The organism is Yersinia proxima (genome assembly GCF_902170785.1).
GTDB classification, from domain to species: Bacteria; Pseudomonadota; Gammaproteobacteria; order Enterobacterales; family Enterobacteriaceae; genus Yersinia; species Yersinia proxima.
The window spans coordinates 342,158-365,261 of record NZ_CABHYG010000016.1 but is presented as its reverse complement, the minus strand read 5'-3'; the positions used below and the strand labels follow the sequence as shown (position 1 = coordinate 365,261).

Below are 23,104 nucleotides of genomic sequence, written 5' to 3'. Positions count from 1 at the left end.
TTTGCCCTCTCAAATGTGGAGAGGGCTTATATATTTGGCGCTTAAAGCTACGGCGATATTAGTGTTGGGCTTCGCCACCCAAGGCTTCAATCAGATTTTTAATCAGAGCAGCCAACTCGCTGGTCATCAGAATAAAATCGGCATCAAAACGTTGAGCAAAATCTTCCCGATCAATATCTTCGTTTTGTTCACGTAGAGTGTCAGAGAATTTGAGGCGTTTTAGCGAGCCATCATCGGACAGAACGAGTTGAACACGCTCTTGCCAATCCAGCGCCAGCTTAGTCACCAATTTACCCGCTTCTATATGCACCGCGATTTCATCACTGAACAGATCCTGTTTCTTACAACGGATCACGCCACCATCTTCCAGAATAGCTTTCAATTCAGCTTCATCCATCAGTGCAAAGCCTGACGGTAATTCTTTGCTACGAACCCACTCAGTTAAAGTCAGTTCAATCGGATTTTCTAACGTCAGTGGAACGACCGGTAAAGAGCCCAGGCTTTTACGCAGTAATGCCAGGGTATCTTCAGCACGCTTGGCACTGGCCGCATCGACCATAATCAGGTCATTGACGGTATCAATCCATAAGAAAGTTTGGTTAAAACGGCTAAATGCACGTGGCAATAAACTGTGCAAAACCTCATCTTTTAATGAGTCTTTTTCAGTTTTCTTCAGCTTGCGATGTTGTTCACCTTCCAACCGTTCAATTTTGGCTTGCAACTCTTGCTTAATGACCGGAGATGGCAAGATTTTCTCTTCTTTGCGCGCACAAATGACGATTTGGCCATTAACCGTATGGGTTAAGGCATCGCTGTGTGAACCCATCGGTGATACCCAACCGGTTTTTGCCATATCCTGACTGCCACATGGTGTGAAACTGAAGGCACTTAACTGTTTCTCCATTTCATCCGCAGACAGCGAAACTTCCCGGCTCAAACGGTAAACCATTAAATTCTTAAACCACAGCATAGTGTTATCCCTGGCTCGGGCGCGCCTGGAGCGCGCGAGTTAATCAAACGCAGGGCGGCATGATAACGAATTGAGGCGTTGACCCCTAGTAAAAGAATAAGAAAAAAACAGTGCTGCGGGGTAACTCACTGAAGCTGATTCATATCTCACAGGATTCAAATACGACAAAACGCAAAATTGCGCGTGACAGAGATTGTGTCGTAGCAAGGTATTGTCCAAACTAAAAGGAGCTGTTTTTATTATCATTAAATAATCCTGTCGATGAGGTAAGGCGCTATGCGCATTGGTATAGATCTGGGTGGCACCAAAATAGAAGTTATTGCTTTAGCAAATGATGGGCTGGAGCTTTTTCGTAAAAGGGTCGACACCCCGCGTCATGATTATCAAAAAACCTTACAGGCGATTGCGGCATTAGTTGCCGATGCAGAAAAGGTTACTGGGGAGCAGGGCAGTGTTGGCGTGGGTATCCCAGGGACACTTTCTCCTTTCACCGGAAAGGTGAAAAATGCCAATTCAGTTTGGCTGAATGGACAAGCGCTGGATAAAGACCTGTCAACGCTACTCTCTCGCCCGGTGCGTCTGGCGAATGACGCAAATTGCCTTGCAGTATCGGAGGCAACGGATGGTGCAGGTGCTGGAAAGCATTTGGTATTTGCGGTCATTATTGGTACGGGTTGTGGTTCAGGTATTGCCATTGATGGGCGTGTACATGCTGGCGGCAATGGTATCGCCGGCGAGTGGGGGCATAACCCATTACCGTGGCAGGATGATGAGGAGCGCAAATATCAACAGGAAGTGGCTTGTTATTGCGGAAAATCAGGCTGTATTGAGACCTTTGTCTCTGGAACAGGTTTTGCTACGGATTATTTTCGCCTGAGTGGTCAGCCACTTAAGGGCCATGAGATTATGGCGTTAGTTGAACAAGGTGATGTGTTGGCTGAGCAGGTGATGGTCAATTACGAGCGCCGCTTGGCCAAGTCATTAGCCCATGTTATCAACCTGTTTGACCCTGATGTTGTGGTATTAGGTGGCGGGATGAGCAATGTTGATCGATTGTATAAAACATTACCTGCGTTAATTAGCCCTTGGGTATTTGGTGGTGAATGTGAAACTCCGATTCGCAAAGCTGTGCATGGGGACTCTAGTGGGGTGCGCGGGGCCGCTTGGTTGTGGCCTGCCCTTCGTCCTTAACGCCACAGCGTTGTTAGCTGTGCTCGCGCACCCGAATCACTTACTTATATTTGATCTTAGTTATAAATAAGTTCATCGGGATTTGCTCACTTGCTGTAACTCTAAATGCTTAGTCTTGATTGACTCGGAAGATGTTATCTAAGCGGCTAACACCCAATCCGTTGACTTTTTTCACTTTAATTTGCACTGGGATTCTGTCTTTCATCGCCTCGACATGGCTGATCACGCCAATGGTTTTACCCGATGCATTCAGGCTATCAAGGGCATCCAGTGCAATATCCAGAGTTTCCGCATCCAATGTGCCAAAGCCTTCATCGAGGAATAGTGAGTCAATACTGGTTTTATGGCTGACGAGATCTGATAGTGCCAAAGCCAGAGCTAAGCTGACCAGGAAACTTTCCCCCCCTGACAAAGTTCGGGTGTCACGGATAGCATCCGCTTGCCAGGTATCCACCACTTGCAGTTCCAGCGCATCACTGGTTTTACGCTGTAACTGATAGCGCCCATGTAGACGGCTGAGTTGCTTGTTGGCCAAATAGACTAAATGATCGAGTGTCAGACCTTGTGCAAATTTGCGGAATTTATCCCCTTCTTTCGAACCAATTAAGTGATTGAGATAGCTCCAGTCATCGTATTGTTGCTGACTATGTTCAATTTGCTCAAACAGTGCATGCTGGTTGCGACGGCGAACCCTGTCGTTTTCCAACTGATTGCGCAATTCACCTTGCCGTAAGGTATTGGCTTTCAGTTGTGCCAGTAATTGTTCTGATTGCCGCTGTAATACCGCCAATTCAGATGTTTGATCGACACCATCAGGGCAAGATTGTATCAGTTGAGCCAATGCTTCACTGGCTTGTTGGTGACGGATATTGGCTTGTTGCTGGCGCTCACTCAGCTGTTGTTGCAATCGCTGCAAACGCTGCCTTTCTTCTTCACTCAGCAGTGCGGCGGTTAATGCGGCTTCATCATCGAATTCACTGTTCACCAGTGCTTGTTGTAATTCAGCTTGGGCCGCGGTAGCTCGTTGTTGATTTTGGTTGCGCTGCTGTTCTAGCCCCGCCAGTTCGCCGGATAGCAAGTTGAGTTGCGATTGTGTCTGTTGCAGGGCTTGTGCTGCGTTTTGTTGAGTCAGTTCGTCTTGCTGCTGCTGTTGGCGTAATAACTGGCGGGCTTCAACCACACTGCGGTCACCAAATAGCGCCTCGCGTTGTTGCTTTTGTTGCTGCAACAGCGTTTCGGCCAGTTGATGTTGTTGCGTGAGTGCAGATAACTGATCAATGCATTCTTGCAAGTGGCGACGTTCATTTTCAATCTGCGTTTCCAGCGTTTTTTGCCCTAGAGCCAACTGTTGTTGTTCCTGCAGATACTGGTGCCAGCGCTGATTTTCCTCTTCTCGCAGTGCCAGCCAGCTCTGTTGTTGGTCTGCTTCAGGCATTGATAGCGATAATTCAGCCAGAGTATGGCTTAAGTCTTGGCGTGTTTTTGCCAATTCAACCAGTTGGTGTTGATACTGTACATGTAACTTTTGGTGCGCTTGTCCGGCATCTTGTTGTCGCTGACTAATTAGGGCTAATTGCTGCTGATGTTTTTGCTGCTGCTGTTCTGCTTGAGTCAGAATATCTTTGGCTTGTTGATATTGCTGATTAATTTTTTCATATTCAGCCAGTTTTAGCTGACAGGCTTGCTCTGATTGTTCTTGTTGTTCCAACCAGGTTATTAAGGCCTCAGGTTCATTCAACGCAAATGTTAGCGTTAGTGGTTGTGTCAGTGCATGCCATTGCTGGTGATAATCAGTCAGTTGCTGCTGGCTGTGCTGTAACTCTTGCTCCAGACGCAACTGTTGTTGCTGCATACTTGTAACCTGAGTACGTAATTCTGTTCCCGCCGTGAAAAGTTGCTCAACCTGAAGCCGCAGTTCTTCTACTCGCACCGCCGTTTCTGAGGGGTTTACGGCCTGATACTCGGTAATCGCCGGGTGATCCAATGCACCGCATAATGGGCATGCTTCTCCTGGTTGCAATTTGGCTCTTTCCGATTCTAATCGGACGATTTGTTTTTCGCGCTCATGCAAAGTTTCCAGATCAGTTAGATGCTGTTTTTGTTGTTTATATAACTGACGTTTTTCAGCTAATTGTTGCTCAAGCAGTTTTAGCTGTTGCTGCTGGCTAATAAACAGCTGTTGCTGTTTATCATGCAATGCCTGAACTTGCTGCACCAATGGTGATAATGCCGCTAATTGCTGACGCACAGGCCGTTGTTGCTGCAATTCGCTCAGTTGTTGACGTAACTGCGCAGAAGGTTGTTGTTGCTCAAGGGCTGACAATTGATGCTGAATATTATCGGTCTGCGAGTGAGCTTGTATTAAGGCCACTTGTTGCAGCTTATCTTGTTCATTCAGGGTGTCAATTTGCTGTTGTAAGGTCGCGAGTAACGTGACTTGTTGCTGCAACTGCAGCTCACTTTCAACGGATTGTTGCTGCTGCACTTGTAGTTGACGGAACTGTTCACGCCACAAAGGCAGGTTTTTTTCCCAGTGTTTATGGTGAGTATGCTGCTGGGTGTACTCAGTCAGTTGTTGCAGGCGCTGGTGAGTTTGTTTTAGCTGTTGTTCGTTCAGCTTAAGCTGTTGTTTACCTTGCTGTTCTTTGGCGCGCAATTGTTCCAGTTGTGTACCAATCAGCATTAATGAGTGCTGCTGTTGAGCAATAAGGTTATCCAGCGGAATGACTTTTTGCTCGATCAGTGTTTCTTGTTCATGCTGATTAGCCGCGTGTTGTTGGCGGGCAAGATTGGCTTGTTCCAGCGCCTGAGCCAATGGCGTCAGTTGTGTCTGAAGTTGTTGTTGCTGCTGTGTCAGCGTGGTAATGCGCAGTTGTATCTGCTGCAAGTCCTGTAGGCTACGGGAACAGTCGCGCAGTAAAGGTTGCAACTTTTCTGCCGGTTCACTACGGGCCAACCGTTGCAGTTCGGGTTGCGCTTGTTGATATTCTTGCTCAATTATTTTCTGTTTTTGTTGATATTCCAATACATTTTGTTGTTGTTGCTGCCAACCGATGAGCCAGTTTATTTGCTTTTGATTGACCTGTTGCTCAGAGGTAACTTGCTTTTCTTGTTCACTGAGTTCATCTAATTGTTGCGTCAGAACTGCACGCTGTTCTTCATTTAGTAACTCAATACCGCTGGCGCGTTGATGCAATGCATCCAGTGCGATCTTGGCTTGCTTATGTTGCTCAAATACATATTCAGATAGCCGACCATAGATGTCCGTGCCAGTTAATTCTTCCAATAATTCCGCGCGGTCATTGGCGTCTGCATTGAGAAAAGCAGCAAATTGCCCCTGCGACAGCATCATTGATTTGGTAAAACGGCCAAAATCCAGCCCGGTAATCGCCGCAACCATATCGAGTTTATCGCGTACTTTATCGGCCAGAATCTTGCCATTTTCGCACAATGCCAGCTCGACTTTAGGTGCCTGGAGATTCCCTTTCGGGCTGTTTTTAGCACGCCGCTGGCTCCAGAAAGCACGGTAACGCGTTCCTTTTACTTCAAACTCGACTTCAGCCAGTGACTCCGCCGTGTGGCGAGTCATCAGTTCGTTGTGGCTGGGGGTGACATTCAAACGCGGGGTTTGGTGGTATAACGCGAGACAAATAGCATCGAGCAGAGTGGTTTTCCCTGCCCCAGTCGGGCCGGTTATCGCGAATAAACCGTTGCTGGCAAAAGGTTCGGCGGTGAAATCTATCTTCCATTCACCCTGTAGAGAATTAATGTTTTTCAGCCGTAGACTTAAAATTCTCATGCAGATTGCTCCTCTGCGGCATCTTTACCTTGCGTGATATCTTCAACCACCAGATTAAACATCTGTCGCATGCGCTCTTGGCGTGGTTCGGCTAAATCCGCCTCTAGCGCCAGCCGGCGTTCAAATACATCAGTGACACTCAGTTCATTAAGTGTTTCCTTTTCCTGCCGCTCAATACTGTTATTACGCTGCTCTTTGCTACGGCGTAAGAGCACCACCTCAACGGGGAGTTCTGCGGCTAATGCCTGAATTCGCCTTTGAATATCAGTAAGATAATCTTGTGTGGCAACTTCGATATCCAGCCACACCGGTAACCCCTGGTGGTCGGCAAATTTAGCCAACTGTTGCTCTATTTGCGCTAAGTCGCCTTTGATTAATTGCATTGGCTGAAATTGTGGGATGAAGAGCGGGGTCACTGAGGCTAATGTCTGCTGGGTAAACTCCACCAGATAAACACTTTTCTCTTTGCTCAACTCATCAAAACTCAGTGCAATTGGCGAGCCGCTATAACGGATATGTTCGGTTTTTGCCACTTGCTGAGCACGGTGAATATGGCCCAGAGCAATATAATCTGCCGGAGGGAAAGCGTGAGCCGGAAAAGCATCCAATGTGCCGATGTAAATATCACGAACCGAGTCCGAGGTAGTGACACCCACCGTAGTTAAATGTCCGGTAGCAATAATCGGCAAGGGCAGGCCTAACTCGGTACGCAGCTCGACGGCTCGCTGATAGAGCGCCTGATAGTGGGCAGCAATCGCCTCCTGCAACGCCAGTTGCTTCTGACCACCGGATTCACCCGCCTGACTGGTGACTAGATCCCGTGGACGTAAAAAGGGAATCGCGCACAGCAGCGCCGCAGGGTGATTTTGGCGGTCTTTCAAAATAATAACCTGTTGATCCAGATTGCTGCTGGCACAGGAAATAACTGTGGTATTCAAATAAGAAAGCAAGCCGCGAGATTCATTCAGCGTTGATACTGAATCATGGTTGCCCCCCAAAACAACCAACTGGCAGTTTGTCGGTTGCAGTTCAACCACGAAACGGTTATATAGCTCACGTGCATAGCTGGGTGGGGAGCCGGTATCAAAAATATCACCGGCCACAATCAGCGCATCTACCTGATTTTCTTTGATCTGTTCTATAAGCCAGTGCAGGAATGCCTGATGTTCAGCCGCACGACTTTTGGTAAAGAAATGCTGGCCCAAATGCCAGTCAGAGGTATGAATAATGCGCATAAATCTCCCGCTAGGGCAGGTTGCCTTTAAAGATAATGGCGCTGATTATAAACGCTGCCTGCTGGATGTCGCGGCTAAAAAAAGGTTGTGAAGAAAATCTCCGAGACGCCTCGCAAACTTGAGTGCTGCATTTTGCATTTATCATGAAATTTATCACTATGCTTATTGCTTGCAAGAGGGGGATGTTTTTCATAAAAATGTCACAAAACTGACGCATAATGGCTTCCGAAATCAAATAGTGACCACTAACTTACTGGCAGGGTTGATGATGGCAAGACGCATACTGGTAGTTGAAGATGAAGCACCAATCCGTGAGATGGTGTGCTTTGTGTTGGAACAGAATGGCTACCAACCGTTAGAAGCCGAGGATTACGACAGTGCAGTAACTCGTTTGTCCGAGCCTTACCCTGATTTAGTGTTGTTGGACTGGATGTTACCTGGCGGCTCGGGTATTCAGTTTATTAAACATATGAAACGTGAAGCGCTGACCCGAGATATTCCGGTGATGATGCTGACAGCCCGTGGCGAAGAAGAAGACAGAGTGCGTGGTTTGGAAGTGGGTGCGGATGACTATATTACCAAGCCTTTTTCACCCAAAGAGCTAGTGGCGCGTATCAAAGCGGTTATGCGCCGGATATCACCAATGGCGGTTGAAGAAGTGATTGAAATGCAAGGGTTGAGTCTTGATCCCTCCTCGCATCGGGTTATGGCCAATGAGCAAGCGTTGGATATGGGGCCGACCGAATTCAAGTTATTGCACTTTTTCATGACTCATCCTGAGCGCGTTTACAGCCGTGAACAGTTGCTTAATTATGTTTGGGGCACTAACGTTTATGTAGAAGATCGCACCGTTGACGTGCATATCCGTCGGCTACGTAAGGCGCTGGAAATTGATGGCCATGACCGAATGGTACAAACTGTCCGGGGAACCGGATACCGTTTCTCAACGCGCTACTGAGTTTTCAGTGCCGGAGAATTCGTTGTGTTAGAACGATTATCATGGAAAACGCTGGCTTTAGAGCTGGCTCTTTTTTGTCTGCCCGCATTGCTGTTAGGTGCCTTTATTGGATACCTTCCATGGCTATTATTAGTCTCGGTTATTGCAGCGCTGGTGTGGAATTTCTATAACCAACTCAAATTATCTCACTGGCTGTGGTTAGACCGCAGCATGACGCCACCTTCAGGGCGTTGGAGTTGGGAGCCGTTATTTTACGGTTTGTACCAGATGCAATTGAGAAATCGCCGTCGGCGTCGTGAGTTGGCTTTACTTATCAAACGCTTCCGTAGTGGTGCTGAGTCTTTACCCGACGCGGTGGTTATGACAACCGTTGATGGTAATATTTTCTGGTGTAATGGTTTGGCTCAGCAATTACTCGGCTTCCGTTGGCCGGAGGATAATGGCCAACATATTCTCAACTTGCTGCGTTATCCCGAATTTAGTCAATATTTGCAGCAGCAAGAATTTTCCCGCCCACTGACTCTGCAACTCAATAATGGTTATTACGTTGAGTTCCGGGTGATGCCTTATTCAGAAGGGCAATTGCTTATGGTGGCTCGTGATGTCACCCAAATGCGTCAGTTGGAAGGGGCGCGGCGTAATTTCTTTGCCAATGTGAGCCACGAGCTGCGCACTCCCTTGACGGTGTTACAGGGATATCTGGAAATGATGCACGACCAAGAGTTGGTCGGGCCATTACGAGATAAAGCGCTAGGGACGATGCAAGAACAGACCAAGCGCATGGATGGGCTGGTAAAACAATTATTGACGTTATCGCGAATTGAAGCTGCACCTAATGTGGATATGAATGAGCAGGTCGATATTCCGCGCATGCTGAAAATGCTGCAACACGAAGTACAAGCACTGAGTAATGGGCGTCATGAGATTACTTTCCGCATTAATGATCAACTGAAGGTATTCGGCAACGAAGATCAATTGCGCAGCGCGGTTTCCAATCTGGTTTATAATGCAGTCAATCACACACCTGATGGCACCCAAATTGAGGTGTGTTGGCAGCGAACCCCACAAGGGGCGCAATTTCAGGTGAGTGACAATGGGCCAGGTATTGGCCCTGAACATGTGCCACGCCTGACCGAGCGCTTCTATCGGGTGGACAAAGCCCGCTCAAGGCAAACCGGTGGTAGTGGCTTGGGGTTGGCCATTGTGAAGCATGCTTTGAGCCATCACGATGCGCGTTTGGATGTGATGAGCGAAATCGGCCTGGGGACGAGATTTATCTTTACCTTACCGAATCGGTTGATTGTTCCGACGGTTTTAACCGAGAATGCAGTCAAATCCTAAGACTGTATGGATAGCAAACTGATGAGATGGGGAAAACTAGCGCTGTTGCATGCTCTGCTAGGATTTAGCTGCGGCGTCCTGGCACTCCCTGTCGCGGTATCGCCAGCCACAGTGGTCGATGCGCCAAAGCCAGATACTCTGTCTGGTAATCTTTCCAGTGTCGGTTCTGACACTTTAGCTAACTTGATGTCTTTATGGGCTGATGATTTCAATCATCATTACCCCGGCGTTAATTTGCAAATACAGGCGGCAGGTTCCTCAACTGCTCCCGCGGCACTGGCAGCAGGGACCGCTCAACTTGGCCCGATGAGCCGGCCAATGAAAGCGGCAGAAATCACGGCATTTACTGAGCGTTATGGCTATCCACCACTTGCTGTTCCTGTCGCAGTGGATGCATTGGTAGTTTTTGTCCATCAGGATAATCCACTGGATAAACTCACCTTATCTCAGCTTGATGCTGTATTTTCGCAAAATCGTCGTTGTGGGGAGTCCCATCGCGTCCAACGTTTTGGTGGACTTGGGCTAAAAGGGCGCTGGGCTGAGCGCTCGATACAACGCTATAGCCGAAATTCAGCCTCCGGCACTTATGGTTTTTTCAAACAACGGGTACTGTGTGGTGGTGATTTTTCAAATAATATCAATGAGTTGCCTGGTTCTGCTTCTGTTGTGCAAGCTGTCGCCGGTTCATTGAATGGCATGGGTTACGCCAGTATCGGTTTTCGTAATAGTGGTGTTAAGTCGTTGTCCTTGTCGACGAACGGGCAGGAGTATGTGATGCCAACGGCTGAGAATGTTAAAAATGGCCGCTATCCCCTAGCTCGCTACCTGTATATTTATATCAATAAAGCACCGGGCCAGCCGCTAGAGCCTTTGACGGCGGCATTTCTTGAGCGCGTTTTGTCACCAGAAGGGCAAAAGCGTGTGACTCATGACGGCTATTTGCCCTTGCCCCCAGAGATCCTGAATCACACTCGACAAGAGTTGGGTTTTGCCTATTAATATGGCTGGATTGTTAGAGAGTATTAGCCGTAAATTGTTAACGGTTGGATATAAATGATACAAATCATATGATGCGTATTTCTCAAAATCTGGCATGATTAACTGCTTTTTAAATATTGTATGGATGAAGACTCTGCTTTTGTGATCCCGACTTGCCTTTCTCCGCTATAAACGGTCTACTTACCGCCGTTGTTGGCCTATTCCACCTGCAAATAACTTCAAAAACACTGCATACTGACGAAATAGATTGCTTATTAACCGCCGGAGTTTGCGTTTATCAGAGCTTTGTATTGTTTCGATCACGTCGGAAAGACCACAACTTAGGACTTTTTCTTTTGATCATTTAACTAGGCAACACACATCACTATGAGTCATCGTTTATCGTCTAAAGATATTATGGCATTAGGTTTTATGACCTTTGCCTTATTCGTTGGGGCTGGCAATATCATCTTCCCGCCGATGGTTGGTTTGCAATCGGGTGAACATGTGTGGTGGGCTGCTTTGGGCTTCCTGATTACCGCCGTTGGATTACCGGTCATTACTGTTATCGCGCTGGCTCGAGTGGGCGGCGGTATTGATGCTCTGAGTACCCCAATTGGTCGCGGTGCTGGCCTGGTACTGGCAACTGTTTGTTATCTGGCCGTGGGTCCTCTATTTGCCACTCCACGCACTGCAACAGTTTCCTTTGAGGTTGGTATTGCGCCTTTAACGGGTGATGGCCCGCTGCCACTGTTTATTTACAGTGTGCTTTACTTTGCGCTGGTTATCGGGATTTCTCTGTATCCGGGGCGTTTGCTCGATACGGTCGGGCATATTCTCGCACCACTGAAAATTTTAGCGCTGGCTATTTTGGGTATCGCGGCTTTGATTTGGCCTGCTGGCCCCCTGATTCCGGCTACTGATGCATATCAGAATGCCGCATTTTCTTCTGGTTTCGTCAATGGCTATTTGACCATGGATACCTTGGGCGCTTTGGTGTTCGGTATCGTCATCGTCAATGCAGCACGTTCACGTGGTGTGGTTTCTGCTGGATTGCTGACGCGCTATACCATTTGGGCTGGCTTGATTGCCGGTATCGGTTTGACGCTGGTTTATCTGAGCTTGTTTAAGTTGGGTTCAAGCAGCGGTGGTTTGGTGCCCGATGCGCAAAATGGTGCCGTGGTATTGCATGCCTATGTTCAGCATACCTTCGGTGGTTTAGGTAGCGTATTCCTGGCTGCGTTGATTTTCATCGCCTGTATGGTGACTGCGGTGGGGCTGACCTGTGCCTGCGCTGAATTCTTTGCCCAGTATTTGCCGCTGTCATACCGTACACTGGTGTTTATCCTCGGTATCTTCTCAATGATGGTATCGAATTTAGGACTGAGCCATCTGATACAGATTTCCATTCCGGTGCTGACGGCAATTTACCCGCCATGCATTGTGCTGGTACTGATGAGTTTCACTTTGCGCTGGTGGCACCATGCCCCACGTATTGTGGCTCCGGTCATGTTGGTCAGTTTATTATTCGGTATCCTTGATGCGGTAAAGGCCTCGACCTTTGCACAATATCTGCCGGAATGGACTCAGCACCTGCCATTGGCTGAGCAAGGTCTGGCATGGTTATCACCATCCCTACTGGTATTCGTCGTCGTAGGGTTGTACGATCGCCTGTGCTGTCGTCAGGTCGTTGCCGCCAAGCAATAACTACACAGTCACCGAGTATTTTTAGCCACGGCTCATCCCCGTGGCTTTTTGCTGAAAAAAGACGGGATAAAGTTCATGGAATTACCAGTCAAAAATAAGCTGAAACGCGGCCTAACAACACGCCATATCCGCTTTATGGCATTGGGGTCAGCAATAGGTACAGGCTTATTCTATGGTTCGGCTGATGCAATAAGAATGGCGGGGCCAAGCGTATTATTGGCGTACCTGATTGGTGGTGTGGTGGCATTTATCATCATGCGCGCGCTGGGTGAAATGTCAGTCAATAACCCACAGGCCAGCTCTTTTTCTCGTTATGCGCAAGATTACCTTGGGCCAATGGCGGGCTATATCACCGGTTGGACTTATTGTTTTGAGATTCTGATTGTTGCTATTGCCGATGTAACTGCGTTCGGTATCTATATGGGGGTCTGGTTCCCGGACGTGCCGCATTGGATATGGGTACTGAGTGTTGTCCTCATCATTGGTGCCGTCAATATGATGAGCGTTAAGGTGTTCGGCGAACTGGAATTCTGGTTCTCATTCTTCAAAGTTGCCACCATCATCGTTATGATTTTGGCCGGTATTGGTATCATTGTCTGGGGTATTGGTAATGGTGGGCAACCGACTGGTATTCATAATTTATGGACTAACGGCGGCTTCTTCAGTAACGGTTTTGTTGGCATGATCCTGTCACTGCAACTGGTGATGTTTGCTTATGGTGGGATTGAGATTATCGGGATTACTGCCGGTGAAGCAGAAGATCCGAAAAAATCTATTCCGAAAGCTATCAATTCAGTGCCATGGCGCATCCTGATGTTCTACGTCGGTACTCTGTTTGTCATCATGTCTATTTACCCATGGAACCAAGTAGGCACTAACGGTAGCCCGTTTGTGCTGACCTTCCAGCATATGGGGATTACTGTTGCTGCGGGGATTCTGAACTTTGTGGTTATCACCGCATCATTATCAGCCATTAACAGTGATGTGTTCGGTGTCGGCCGTATGCTTAACGGGATGGCGGAGCAGGGCCATGCGCCAAAAGCCTTTGCTGCGATTTCTAAACGCGGTGTGCCATGGGTGACGGTGTTGGTGATGATGGGAGCCATGCTGACGGCGGTTTATCTGAACTACATTATGCCGGAAAATGTGTTCCTGGTTATCGCTTCACTCGCGACTTTTGCGACCGTCTGGGTGTGGATTATGATCCTATTCTCCCAAATTGGTTTCCGCCGCTCGTTAAGTAAAGATCAAGTGAAAGCGCTCGATTTCCCGCTGCGTGGCGGCACCTTTACTTCCGTGCTGGCTATCATTTTCCTGGTGTTTATCATTGGGCTGATTGGTTGGTTCCCAACGACTCGTGTCTCTCTGTATGTCGGGTTAGTGTGGATAGCTTTATTGCTGGTGGGATATTACTTCAAGGTAAATCATCAGAAGAAGAAAGCGAATGAGCTGAAAATCGCAGAGTAATTTTGAATATAAAGCCGGGAGATATCCCGGCTTGAGCATAATAACAAAGCTGTTGATAACTTAGTGAGTGAAGGGTTTACCGCACCTCGGGGCACTTCGGTCGCTTACGCGCTTGTATTTGAAACTAAGAGCGACCCCAACGGCACGCTTCCCCTTCATTTGGCTTTGTCAGCAGTCTGGCCGGGAGATATCCCGGCTTTTTTATCTCTTTATTTAGCCATTCAATAACTCTCTCCGCCCCCGACCTCATCCTCAATATTTACGCTGACAGATGAGGGGTATTCCTCCGCAACATGGCATTGTTTCTATCGACTTATTTATACAGGTGAATGTGTCGCGGCGTTAATGTCTGCACCAGATAGCCTTAACAGCAATCGTTTTGGTTAAAGCAGGAGAGTTTTATGCTGAGTGGTTGGCATCTACCGGTCGCGCCTTTTGTCCGTCAACGAGGCGATGCGTTACATATTACGCTGTGGTTACATGGAGAGTGGTTGCAGGGGGATAATTTACCTGCACAAGTTTTCTTACGCTGTGAGCCGGATAATGAAGAGTGGCTGCTCACCATGAAGGGTGAACTGCACGATGGTTTCTGGCGTTATCGCGCATCATTGCCATTACATGAAGGTCAGCCAGTACGGCGTTATTGCTTCAAGTTACTGTGGAATGATGATCAACTGTGGTTCGGGCCATTAGGTTTTTCGATAGTTCCTCCGGCGCAATTGGCTCAGTTTGCTATTGAGCTGCCAGACAGTGGCCCTGATTGGGTTGCCGATCAGATTTTTTATCAAATTTTCCCGGATCGTTTTGCCAGTAGCCAGAGTGAACACGGAGTGCAAAATGGCAGTTATCTCCATCACGCTACGGGTCATTCAGTATCGCGTCGTGAATGGCAACAACCATTGGATGATGTGAATGCTGCTTCGACATTCTATGGCGGCGATTTGGCCGGTATTTGCCAAAAACTCCCCTATCTACAAAAGTTGGGTGTGACTGCACTTTATCTCAACCCGATTTTCACTGCACCCAGTGTACATAAATACGATACACAAGATTATTATCAGGTTGATCCTTACCTTGGTGGTGAGAGTGCTTTCCTGCAATTACGCAGCGCTACCCGCGATGTTGGCATGAAATTGGTGCTCGATGGCGTGTTTAACCACACCGGTGATTCCCATCATTGGTTTGATCGTCATCAACAGGGCGAAAACGGTGCCTGTCACCACCCTGACTCACCCTATCGAGGATGGTTTAATTTCTTCCCCGATGGCCGGGCGCTGGATTGGAAGGGCAATGCCAGCTTACCGAAACTCAACTTCGCGAGTGAAGACGTGGTTAACCAAATTTATCGCGCCGAAGATAGCGTGGTGCGCCATTGGTTAAAACCACCTTACAGTATTGATGGCTGGCGGCTGGATGTGGTGCATATGCTGGGCGAAGAGGGCGGTGCAAAAGGGAATTTGCATCATCTGGCGGGTATTTATCAGGCGGCGAAAGACGAAAATCCTCAGGCCTATATTCTGGGTGAGCATTTTGGCGATGCGCGAAATTGGCTCCATGCCGGAGTAGAAGATGCAGCCATGAATTATATGGGGTTTGCCTTGCCGGTACGCAGCTTCCTGGCGGGTTGTGATGTCGCCTATCATCCAATAAAACTCAGCGCGGAGGATTGTGCCTATTGGATGGATGAATATCGTGCCGGATTACCTCATGGGCATCAATTGCGTTTATTTAATCAATTGGATAGCCATGATACTGCCCGTTTTATCACTTTGCTGAATGGCGATAAGACGCGGATGCAAATGGCGTTGATATGGCTATTTAGCTGGATTGGCGTGCCCTGCTTATTTTATGGCGATGAGATTGGCCTCGATGGCGGCAATGATCCCTTCTGCCGCAAACCTTTCCCGTGGGACGAAGCATTGTGGGATGGCGACTTGCTGAAATTGTGTCAACGGATGGCAGCTTTACGGCACAAAAGTTTGGCACTGCGGCGTGGTGGATGCCAGGTTATTCATGCCAATGGTGATTCTCTGGTCTTTATTCGCAGCTATCAGCGTGAGCGGGTGATGGTAGCCATCCAGCGCAATCGCACTAGTGATATCTTCTTACCTGTATCTCCTTTACTGAATGTTGCTCAGTGGCAGCGTTTAGAAGGGATATCAGAACTGGAGCTCACTGATGCAGGTGTCAATCTGCAATTGTCTGGTGAGAGTGTCACATTGTGGCGTGGTCAATCTTAGTGATTGGCCATAGTGAGCGCTAACTTAAGAGTTAGTGACGCAGCGCGAGATATTAAAAGCGGCTAAACGCCGCTTTTTCTTTGGTTGAAATACTATGTATATAACGGGTATAGATAGTTGTCAGGTAAATTCACCGAAGGGAAAATATGATGAGCACAGCTAAAAGACAGGCATTGATAATCGGCGCCTCTCGGGGATTGGGACTGGGATTGGTTGATGAGCTTAACCGCCGTGGCTGGTCAGTCACCGCGACTACGCGCGGTGTAGCAAAAGATACCGCTGCACATGCGGCCCATTGGCTAACATTGGATATTAACCAACCCGACAGTATCAAAACATTCTTACCACAGATACAGGGCCAAATGTTTGATCTGATTTTTATTAATGCCGGTATCTCCGGGCCGGAGCATCAATCGGCGGTTGATGCCAAACCGGAAGAGATTCTCGAATTATTCCAGACCAATGCGGTTTCCCCGATCCGTATTGCCCAGCTTTTGCTGGCACAGCGTAATCCTACTCACAGTGTATTAGCCTTTATGTCTTCACAACTGGGGAGTCTTGGACATAATGCTTCAGGCCATAAACCTCTGTATTCAGCCAGTAAAGCTGCATTGAATATGATGACGCGCAATTTGGTTGCTGAGGTAGCGGACCCCTCGTTGACGGTGTTATCTATTCACCCGGGTTGGGTAAAAACAGATATGGGCGGGGATGCCGCACCACTAACAATAGCGACCAGTGTGAAAGGGGTGGTTGACCAAATTGAGCACGCTTCCGGTAAGGGCGGTCACGGCTTTATTGATTATCAAGGACATACTCTACCCTGGTGATGTATACCCGTCATACTTCAAGCTGCATGTGCGTTGGCTGCTTTCGTTCACCCGAATCACTTACCTGAGTAAGCTCATCGGGATTTACTCAATTGCCGCCTTCCTGCAACTTGAATTATTTAGGGTATGAATAAAGTGGTAAATACCCCCATCGATATATTGATGGGGGATAAGTTACATTAGTAAGCCATTACTATCAGTAACCGATGGCGGCACCTGCTGGGCGGCGAACATCATTAGCCCCATACAGGTAACCCTCTCTCACTTTCCCTGAGACGGCAGAATCATTGCCCGAATTGGCAGGGCTGACACCCTCAACACCCGCTAATCCGACCAAAATTAACTCGGCTGCTCCCCAAGGATTCTGCTCAACCATTTTATATCCCATTGTTTTCAGGAGATTAAGGCTGTCTGCGGATACTCCACGTTGCTCGTAGTAAACTTCATCGGGCAGCCATTGATGATGGATGCGTGGTGCATCCACGGCCTCTTGTGGTGCCATACCGTGGTCAATCACATTCAATGCGGTTTGCAAGGTAATGGTGATGATTCGTGAACCGCCCGGTGAACCTAAAACCATAAATGTCTTACCATCTTTGGTCACCAGTGTAGGGCTCATAGATGATAGTGGGCGCTTACCGGGGGCGATAGAATTGGTTGATCCCTGCACTAAACCATACAGGTTTTGCTCACCGACTTTGACGGTAAAATCATCCATTTCATCATTCAGGAAAAAGCCGGTACCAGGCGCAATGACGACTGCACCAAAGCGACCATTCACCGTATAGGTAGTAGAAACGGCATTGCCATCATGATCGACGATAGAATAGTGAGTTGTTTCAGGTTTCTCATGTGGCTGCATGCCCGGCTGAACTTCTACCGACGGCGTGGCCTTATTGGCGACGATTTGCTTGCGAATATCAGCGGCATAACTTTTACTTAGCAGGCGGTCAATCGGGTTTTTAACAAATTCTGGGTCGCCGAGGAAAGTATTACGATCCATATAAGCATGGCGCATCGCTTCTGTCAGCGTATGAATATAAGCGGCAGAGTTAAAGCCCATACTCTTCAGGTCATATCCCTCAAGGACATTTAACGTCTCACATAAGGTTACGCCGCCGGAGCTAGGTGGTGGAGAAGAAACGAATTTATAGCCACGGTAGCTACAGGTAATAGGGGCGGTTTCGGTAATTTTATAATTGGCAAAATCAGCAGCGGTCAAAATACCTCCGCCTTTTTTAGCTGCTGCTTCAACTGCTTGCGGTATCTTCCCTTGATAGAAAGCATCCGGCCCTTTCTCTGAGATAGCAGTCAGAGTATCAGCCAGATCAGCTTGAATCAGACGGTCGCCCGGTTGCAGAGCTTCGCCATTTTTACGTAGGAAAATACGAGCTGATTCAGGATCTTGGCGGAAACGTTTAACCGTTGTATCAAGAATATCCGTATCAGCACGAGTTAACACAAAGCCTTCCTGTGCCAGTTTGATCGCCGGAGCCATGACTTGCTGGCGGGTTAATTTGCCGTATTTCTTTTGCGCGCTGTCCATTCCCAATACAGTACCTGGAACACCAGCAGCCAGATAACCATACAAACTGGCGTCTTTGGTAACTTTGCCCTCTTTATCCAGATACATATCGGCACTGGCAGCGGCAGGAGCGGTTTCACGGAAGTTTATAAATGTGTCCGTTCCATCCGCAAGGTGAATAGTCATAAAGCCACCACCACCAATATTGCCACAGCACGGGTTCACTACTGCTTGCGCATAACCCACAGCTACCGCGGCATCAACTGCGTTCCCCCCCATTTTTAGAATGTCAGTCCCAACCTGTGAAGCCAGATACTGGGATGTTACTACCATGCCATTTTTTGCTTCCACCGCAGGTGTTGAGGCCGCATGCAGCGTACCACTGATGAGCAAAGCCAATACAGCTAAGGGTTTGTTCCATTTTTGCAAATGCATTCTGACTCCTGTTATTTCCTGCCCGCCAGGGATGACCCGGTCATTTTTGTCTGGCAGCTGATAATCGCTGCTTATGGAGTGTGAAAAACACACGCCAGTAATAATTAATAGCAGAATTAATGTTTATGACTGCTAATTAATTAGCAGCGCAAGGAAAATGGGTCAGTAGTTGCCAGACAGGGAGGTATGTTTTGTTTGAGTGAAGTGAAGATAAATAGAAATAACTTATTGAAAATAAGTAAATATTCCTAAATTGCATAAGCTGGGAATCGAAAAGATTATTATATAGGCTCTGCGGCGGATGCTTGAAGCTGTCTGCTTTGGGCATTGTTTGAATCAGTGCTGTAAGTGCTTTGATAAAAACAGTTGTTGCCATAAAGCAGATAGGAAAAAGCCCCGTATTAAAATTAATCAATACGAGGCTCTCTGTAACGCCAGACAACATTACGGTAGCCTTATACCCGCCGAAAGGGAAGGCAGGAGGCTGAATATGCCACAAAATTATCCCCTTATTAATTGAGTTTACAGCGTTGTTATCTGCTCTCGTTCACCCGAATCACTTACTTGTGTAAGCTCATCGGGATTCACTCGTTTGCCGCCTAGCTGTAACTCCAATTACGTTGGGGATATAGCAGTCTTGATACCTTAATGCTTAGAAGACTGAAACTCAGTCAGAATAAAAAAAGCCAGTCAGTGTGAACTGACTGGCTTGATACCCCCGAATAAATCAGGGGCGGCATAAACTGTTATTACAGTTTAGAGGCGTTTTCAGACAGGTATTTAGCTACGCCATCTGGAGATGCGCCCATACCTGCTTTACCTTTTTCCCACTGAGCAGGGCAAACGTCGCCGTGTTCTTCGTGGAATTGCAGTGCGTCAACCATACGCAGCATTTCGTCAATGTTACGGCCCAGTGGCAGGTCGTTAACCACTTGGTGACGAACAACACCGTTTTTGTCGATCAGGAAAGAACCGCGCAGTGCAACACCCGCATCTGGGTGCTCAATGCCGTAGGCTTTCTGAATTTCACGTTTGATATCAGCAACCATTGGATATTTAACTTCACCAATACCGCCTTTATCGACCGGGGTTTTACGCCATGCGTTGTGTACGAACTCGGAGTCAAAAGAAACACCAACAACTTCAACGCCACGTTTCTGGAATTCTTCGTAACGGTGGTCGAAAGCGATCAACTCTGAAGGACAAACGAAAGTGAAGTCCATTGGCCAGAAGAACAGGACAGCAGGGCGGCCGTTCAGGTGTTTTTTCAGGTTGAAGTTTTCAACGATTTCGCCGCTACCAAGAACAGCAGCTGCTGTAAAATCAGGGGCTTGACGAGTTACCAGAACCATAAATTACTCCTGTTAATTAGGGATGGATTAACCAGTTGTCTTAAAAGTATCGGCACAGCATAGGTATTTAAGCGCGATGAATAAAGGGATAAATACCAATTGCTGTGATAGCTTTTACCTATTGTTACAACGATTTTTGTTTCTTAGTCTTGCTAAGATACCCATTCTTACAGAAAGCGCAAGTGACTTAGAATCAATAACCATACAATAAAGAATGTTTTAATCTAAATTTGTTTATCTTGTGCCTGTGACATCATTGCAGGATAAAAAGCCCAAAACAACTGTTCTAATGGCTGATAGTGTTGCTCTATATCGTGAAATGACCCTGCAAGTGCTGCCAGCTTTGGCCGTCGGTTAGCCATACCTTGTAACACATCAGCTATAAAGGGTAGTTCAGCGTAGCGTTCCAGCCAACGCTCTGGCCACAGATAGGTATTAAGGTTCTGAAAGCGGGCCGGTGTCAGGGGTAAATATGGCAAAATTTGGCATTGCGCGTGCTCGATAAAATTGGGCAGCGAGCAGTCTGGCATCAGTTTATCCCAGTTGCGTGACAGAAAATGATCCCATAATACATCCAGAGTAATAGGTGCAACCCGGCGATAGTCTGCACTGAAATAGCCACGAGCCTCTTTCACTAATGGCAATGTATCAGTCATTACATCAACGCGACGATGCATCATGATGCCAGCGACTATCTCAGGGGAGTATTCCCCCTGTGGGTTACCGCGTACAAAGTCGGCCAGCAAATTGCCCAATAAAGAGCTATCAGCCAGTGTTGCGAGATGGAGGTGAGCAAGAAAATTCATGCGTTGAGTATAATGCAAATATCCACTAACTCTCCTTATTTCTTGCAGCCAGCCCTTCAGGGTTCTAGACTAGCCGCCTATTTTTGTGAACCTGCTCCACATGTCTGTGAGCCGGCTCTGTTCTGATATGAAGTGGAAAGCCATGCGTGTTGCCGATTTTTCTTTTGAGCTGCCAGAATCTCTTATTGCCCATTATCCACAGCCCCAGCGTAGCGGTTGCCGCCTATTGTCACTGGATGGCCCAACGGGAACACTAACGCACGGCATTTTTACTGATTTGCTGGATAAACTGGTGCCCGGTGATCTGCTGGTATTCAATAATACGCGGGTTATTCCGGCGCGTTTATTTGGTCGCAAAGCCAGTGGCGGCAAACTTGAAATGTTGGTCGAGCGCGTTTTGGATGATCACCGTGTTCTGGCTCATGTCAAAGCGTCAAAAGCGCCTAAACCCGGTACTGAGCTGCTGCTGGGTGACGATGAGAGCATTCGTGCCACTATGCTGGCACGCCATGACACGCTATTTGAGCTGCGCTTTGATGATGAGCGGGATGTTTTCACTATTTTGGATGCAGTCGGCCATATGCCTTTGCCTCCTTATATAGACCGCCCTGATGAAGATGCCGATCGCGAGCTGTACCAAACGGTATACAGCCAGCGCCTGGGGGCAGTGGCAGCGCCGACCGCCGGTTTACATTTCGATGAGCCGATGCTGACGGCATTGCGGGAAAAAGGCATTGAGATGGCTTTTGTTACCTTGCATGTCGGCGCAGGGACGTTCCAGCCAGTGCGAGTCGAAACAATTGAAGACCACATCATGCATTCTGAGTATGCAGAAGTGCCGCAAGAGGTGGTTGATGCAGTTCTGGCTTGTAAAGCTCGTGGTAATCGGGTCGTTGCGGTGGGTACAACATCAGTACGCTCATTGGAAAGTGCCGCTAAGGCAAGTGATAATGGCCTGATTGCTCCTTTCTTTGGTGATACCCAGATCTTTATTTATCCGGGTTATCATTATCAGGTGGTTGATGCATTAATAACCAACTTCCATTTGCCTGAATCGACATTGATAATGCTGGTTTCTGCTTTTGCTGGTTATAAAAATACCATGAATGCTTACCAGCAGGCGGTTGCCGAGCAATATCGCTTTTTCAGTTATGGTGATGCCATGTTTATCAGCCGTAATCCACAGGCAAGCACAGAAATGATATCCCTGAATAGTACGGATAATCAGTAAGTTATGCCGATCCGTTTTTCTGGGGATTATATCTCCTAAATCCGCATATGTGATTACCCCTTGAAACACCCGGAGCCAGGCAATATCTGTCTCCGGGATAAACGTTGTTTAATGGCCTTTGGCCGCATCTTCAATCAACGCTATGATTTCATTGGGATGGGAAGCCAGAGAGGCGTGGCTGGAGTCCAGACGAATGGTTTTCTTCGGTTTCATTCGTTCTGTAAACCATTGCTGTGTTTCTGGCGGGATCATATGGTCCTGATTGGAAATCTGATACCAACTGGGTTTGATTTTCCACGCTGGTTCTGCCGAGGTAGCTTCAAAGCAACGGCCTGAGGTTGGTTTTTGCGCGGCAGTCATAATAATGGCTTCGTTTTTGTCTAAGTCGTGACAGAAACTTTCGTGGAATTTGTCCCGCTTAATCCAAAGAAAACCATCCGGATCGGGAACAAGATTGGCCGCCCCTGAAGGGAGGTCGCGTAGCTGGAAAATACTGCCAAGGCTTTCGCCTTTATCCGGTGCAAAAGCAGCCACAAAGACCAACCCAACTATATGAGACAAGTCACCAAGTTGGGAAATCACCATGCCACCGTAGGAATGACCAACCAAAATGGTGGGCCCTTCCAGTGATGCCGCCAGCTTCCTTGTCCGTTCTACGTCATCCGCCAACGATGTCAGTGGGTTTTGTACTGCGTATACCGGATAGTTTTTGTTGTGTAGCGTAGGAATAACATGGCGCCAATGAGTGCCGTCGCCCCATGCACCGTGTACTAATAGGATATTCGGTCTTTTTGTCATTTTTTGCCCCGTATTATCAGCAGGGATAATAATGAAAATAGGGTAGTGGACTGGTGGATGTCTGCGGTGTCACCGATTCATAAAAAGTATAGTTCAGGCATAACTTTTTATGGAAATATCGACCTATGCCCCGCTGCTAATGTCATTCACCAAGACGACAAAGCATTATCAATAAATTGACACACAAATTATAGAACAATGCATATAACGATAAGTGCTACTTAAGCTGTCTGGCTTGTAT

General features: G+C 47.6%; 16 protein-coding genes. 9 read left to right on the top strand and 7 right to left on the bottom strand.

The genetic code is table 11. The annotated features are described in order from the left end of the window. Positions 1 to 58: 58 nt before the first annotated feature. A complete protein-coding gene (rdgC, locus tag FTB31_RS15435) occupies positions 59 to 970 on the bottom strand; it encodes a recombination-associated protein RdgC (protein WP_019081335.1) in 912 nt (303 codons plus the stop codon). Between the two features lie 276 nt (positions 971 to 1,246). Between rdgC and mak the strand changes: the two genes are divergently transcribed. Further along, complete coding sequence (mak, locus tag FTB31_RS15430; RefSeq protein ID WP_227731527.1) at positions 1,247 to 2,161, top strand: fructokinase; 915 nt, start codon at positions 1,247 to 1,249, stop codon at positions 2,159 to 2,161. Between the two features lie 109 nt (positions 2,162 to 2,270). On the opposite strand, the gene FTB31_RS15425 is transcribed toward mak, so the two are convergent. Together FTB31_RS15425 and sbcD are read right to left on the bottom strand one after the other, a co-directional pair. Then, positions 2,271 to 5,960, bottom strand: coding sequence for an AAA family ATPase (locus tag FTB31_RS15425; protein ID WP_227731526.1), 3,690 nt, complete (start codon positions 5,958 to 5,960; stop codon positions 2,271 to 2,273). After that, positions 5,957 to 7,195 (bottom strand): exonuclease subunit SbcD, encoded by a 1,239-nt coding sequence (gene sbcD, locus FTB31_RS15420; protein ID WP_077174553.1) that lies wholly within the window; start codon positions 7,193 to 7,195, stop codon positions 5,957 to 5,959. Before sbcD ends, FTB31_RS15425 begins: the two co-directional genes overlap by 4 nt. Before the next feature lie 268 nt (positions 7,196 to 7,463). Between sbcD and phoB the strand changes: the two genes are divergently transcribed. The 7 genes from phoB (at position 7,464) to FTB31_RS15385 (ending at position 16,716) form a co-directional block, all read left to right on the top strand. Continuing rightward, positions 7,464 to 8,153, top strand: coding sequence for a phosphate response regulator transcription factor PhoB (phoB, locus tag FTB31_RS15415; RefSeq protein ID WP_026018045.1), 690 nt, complete (start codon positions 7,464 to 7,466; stop codon positions 8,151 to 8,153). 24 nt (positions 8,154 to 8,177) lie between these two features. Then, positions 8,178 to 9,494 (top strand): phosphate regulon sensor histidine kinase PhoR, encoded by a 1,317-nt coding sequence (gene phoR / locus FTB31_RS15410; protein ID WP_077293600.1) that lies wholly within the window; start codon positions 8,178 to 8,180, stop codon positions 9,492 to 9,494. Positions 9,495 to 9,515: 21 nt separating this feature from the next. After that, on the top strand, positions 9,516 to 10,493 hold the full coding sequence (locus FTB31_RS15405; protein WP_227731525.1) for a PstS family phosphate ABC transporter substrate-binding protein: 978 nt from the start codon (positions 9,516 to 9,518) through the stop codon (positions 10,491 to 10,493). A gap of 366 nt (positions 10,494 to 10,859) precedes the next feature. Further along, positions 10,860 to 12,179, top strand: a complete 1,320-nt coding sequence (gene brnQ / locus FTB31_RS15400) for a branched-chain amino acid transport system II carrier protein (RefSeq protein ID WP_050077313.1) — start codon at positions 10,860 to 10,862, stop codon at positions 12,177 to 12,179. A 75-nt stretch (positions 12,180 to 12,254) separates the two neighbouring features. Next, the gene (gene proY, locus FTB31_RS15395) at positions 12,255 to 13,646 is read left to right on the top strand and encodes a proline-specific permease ProY (protein WP_050077314.1); all 1,392 of its coding nucleotides are present in this window, start codon (positions 12,255 to 12,257) and stop codon (positions 13,644 to 13,646) included. A gap of 401 nt (positions 13,647 to 14,047) precedes the next feature. Further along, on the top strand, positions 14,048 to 15,886 hold the full coding sequence (malZ, locus tag FTB31_RS15390; RefSeq protein ID WP_227724127.1) for a maltodextrin glucosidase: 1,839 nt from the start codon (positions 14,048 to 14,050) through the stop codon (positions 15,884 to 15,886). A 149-nt stretch (positions 15,887 to 16,035) separates the two neighbouring features. Beyond that, positions 16,036 to 16,716, top strand: coding sequence for an SDR family oxidoreductase (locus FTB31_RS15385; protein ID WP_077174549.1), 681 nt, complete (start codon positions 16,036 to 16,038; stop codon positions 16,714 to 16,716). A gap of 196 nt (positions 16,717 to 16,912) precedes the next feature. On the opposite strand, the gene ggt is transcribed toward FTB31_RS15385, so the two are convergent. The 3 genes from ggt to FTB31_RS15370 all read right to left on the bottom strand — a co-directional run bounded on the left by ggt (position 16,913) and on the right by FTB31_RS15370 (position 20,834). After that, positions 16,913 to 18,676: a gamma-glutamyltransferase gene (gene ggt, locus FTB31_RS15380; protein WP_227731524.1), complete on the bottom strand. Its 1,764-nt coding sequence runs from the start codon at positions 18,674 to 18,676 to the stop codon at positions 16,913 to 16,915. Between the two features lie 749 nt (positions 18,677 to 19,425). Continuing rightward, a complete protein-coding gene (locus tag FTB31_RS15375; protein ID WP_004707520.1) occupies positions 19,426 to 20,028 on the bottom strand; it encodes a peroxiredoxin C in 603 nt (200 codons plus the stop codon). Positions 20,029 to 20,252: 224 nt separating this feature from the next. After that, entirely contained in the window at positions 20,253 to 20,834 is a 582-nt protein-coding gene (locus FTB31_RS15370) for an acyl carrier protein phosphodiesterase (protein ID WP_050077319.1), read from the bottom strand. Positions 20,835 to 20,976: 142 nt separating this feature from the next. Here FTB31_RS15370 and queA point away from each other — a divergent pair, with 142 nt between their 5' ends. Next, on the top strand, positions 20,977 to 22,065 hold the full coding sequence (gene queA, locus FTB31_RS15365; RefSeq protein ID WP_227731587.1) for a tRNA preQ1(34) S-adenosylmethionine ribosyltransferase-isomerase QueA: 1,089 nt from the start codon (positions 20,977 to 20,979) through the stop codon (positions 22,063 to 22,065). Between the two features lie 108 nt (positions 22,066 to 22,173). Here the strand turns inward: queA and FTB31_RS15360 are convergent, their stop codons facing one another. Next, the gene (locus FTB31_RS15360) at positions 22,174 to 22,863 is read right to left on the bottom strand and encodes an alpha/beta hydrolase (RefSeq protein ID WP_050077321.1); all 690 of its coding nucleotides are present in this window, start codon (positions 22,861 to 22,863) and stop codon (positions 22,174 to 22,176) included. Positions 22,864 to 23,104 lie beyond the last annotated feature (241 nt).

Bases quoted from the DNA above. Each gene is read 5' to 3' on its own strand.
- FTB31_RS15360 (WP_050077321.1), bottom strand. From the start codon at position 22,863: ATGACAAAAAGACCGAATATCCTATTAGTACACGGTGCATGGGGCGAC.
- queA (WP_227731587.1), top strand. From the start codon at position 20,977: ATGCGTGTTGCCGATTTTTCTTTTGAGCTGCCAGAATCTCTTATTGCC.
- FTB31_RS15385 (WP_077174549.1), top strand. From the start codon at position 16,036: ATGAGCACAGCTAAAAGACAGGCATTGATAATCGGCGCCTCTCGGGGA.
- FTB31_RS15370 (WP_050077319.1), bottom strand. From the start codon at position 20,834: ATGAATTTTCTTGCTCACCTCCATCTCGCAACACTGGCTGATAGCTCT.
- FTB31_RS15425 (WP_227731526.1), bottom strand. From the start codon at position 5,960: ATGAGAATTTTAAGTCTACGGCTGAAAAACATTAATTCTCTACAGGGT.
- brnQ (WP_050077313.1), top strand. From the start codon at position 10,860: ATGAGTCATCGTTTATCGTCTAAAGATATTATGGCATTAGGTTTTATG.
- sbcD (WP_077174553.1), bottom strand. From the start codon at position 7,195: ATGCGCATTATTCATACCTCTGACTGGCATTTGGGCCAGCATTTCTTT.
- phoB (WP_026018045.1), top strand. From the start codon at position 7,464: ATGGCAAGACGCATACTGGTAGTTGAAGATGAAGCACCAATCCGTGAG.
- rdgC (WP_019081335.1), bottom strand. From the start codon at position 970: ATGCTGTGGTTTAAGAATTTAATGGTTTACCGTTTGAGCCGGGAAGTT.
- FTB31_RS15375 (WP_004707520.1), bottom strand. From the start codon at position 20,028: ATGGTTCTGGTAACTCGTCAAGCCCCTGATTTTACAGCAGCTGCTGTT.
- FTB31_RS15405 (WP_227731525.1), top strand. From the start codon at position 9,516: ATGAGATGGGGAAAACTAGCGCTGTTGCATGCTCTGCTAGGATTTAGC.
- proY (WP_050077314.1), top strand. From the start codon at position 12,255: ATGGAATTACCAGTCAAAAATAAGCTGAAACGCGGCCTAACAACACGC.
- ggt (WP_227731524.1), bottom strand. From the start codon at position 18,676: ATGCATTTGCAAAAATGGAACAAACCCTTAGCTGTATTGGCTTTGCTC.
- mak (WP_227731527.1), top strand. From the start codon at position 1,247: ATGCGCATTGGTATAGATCTGGGTGGCACCAAAATAGAAGTTATTGCT.
- malZ (WP_227724127.1), top strand. From the start codon at position 14,048: ATGCTGAGTGGTTGGCATCTACCGGTCGCGCCTTTTGTCCGTCAACGA.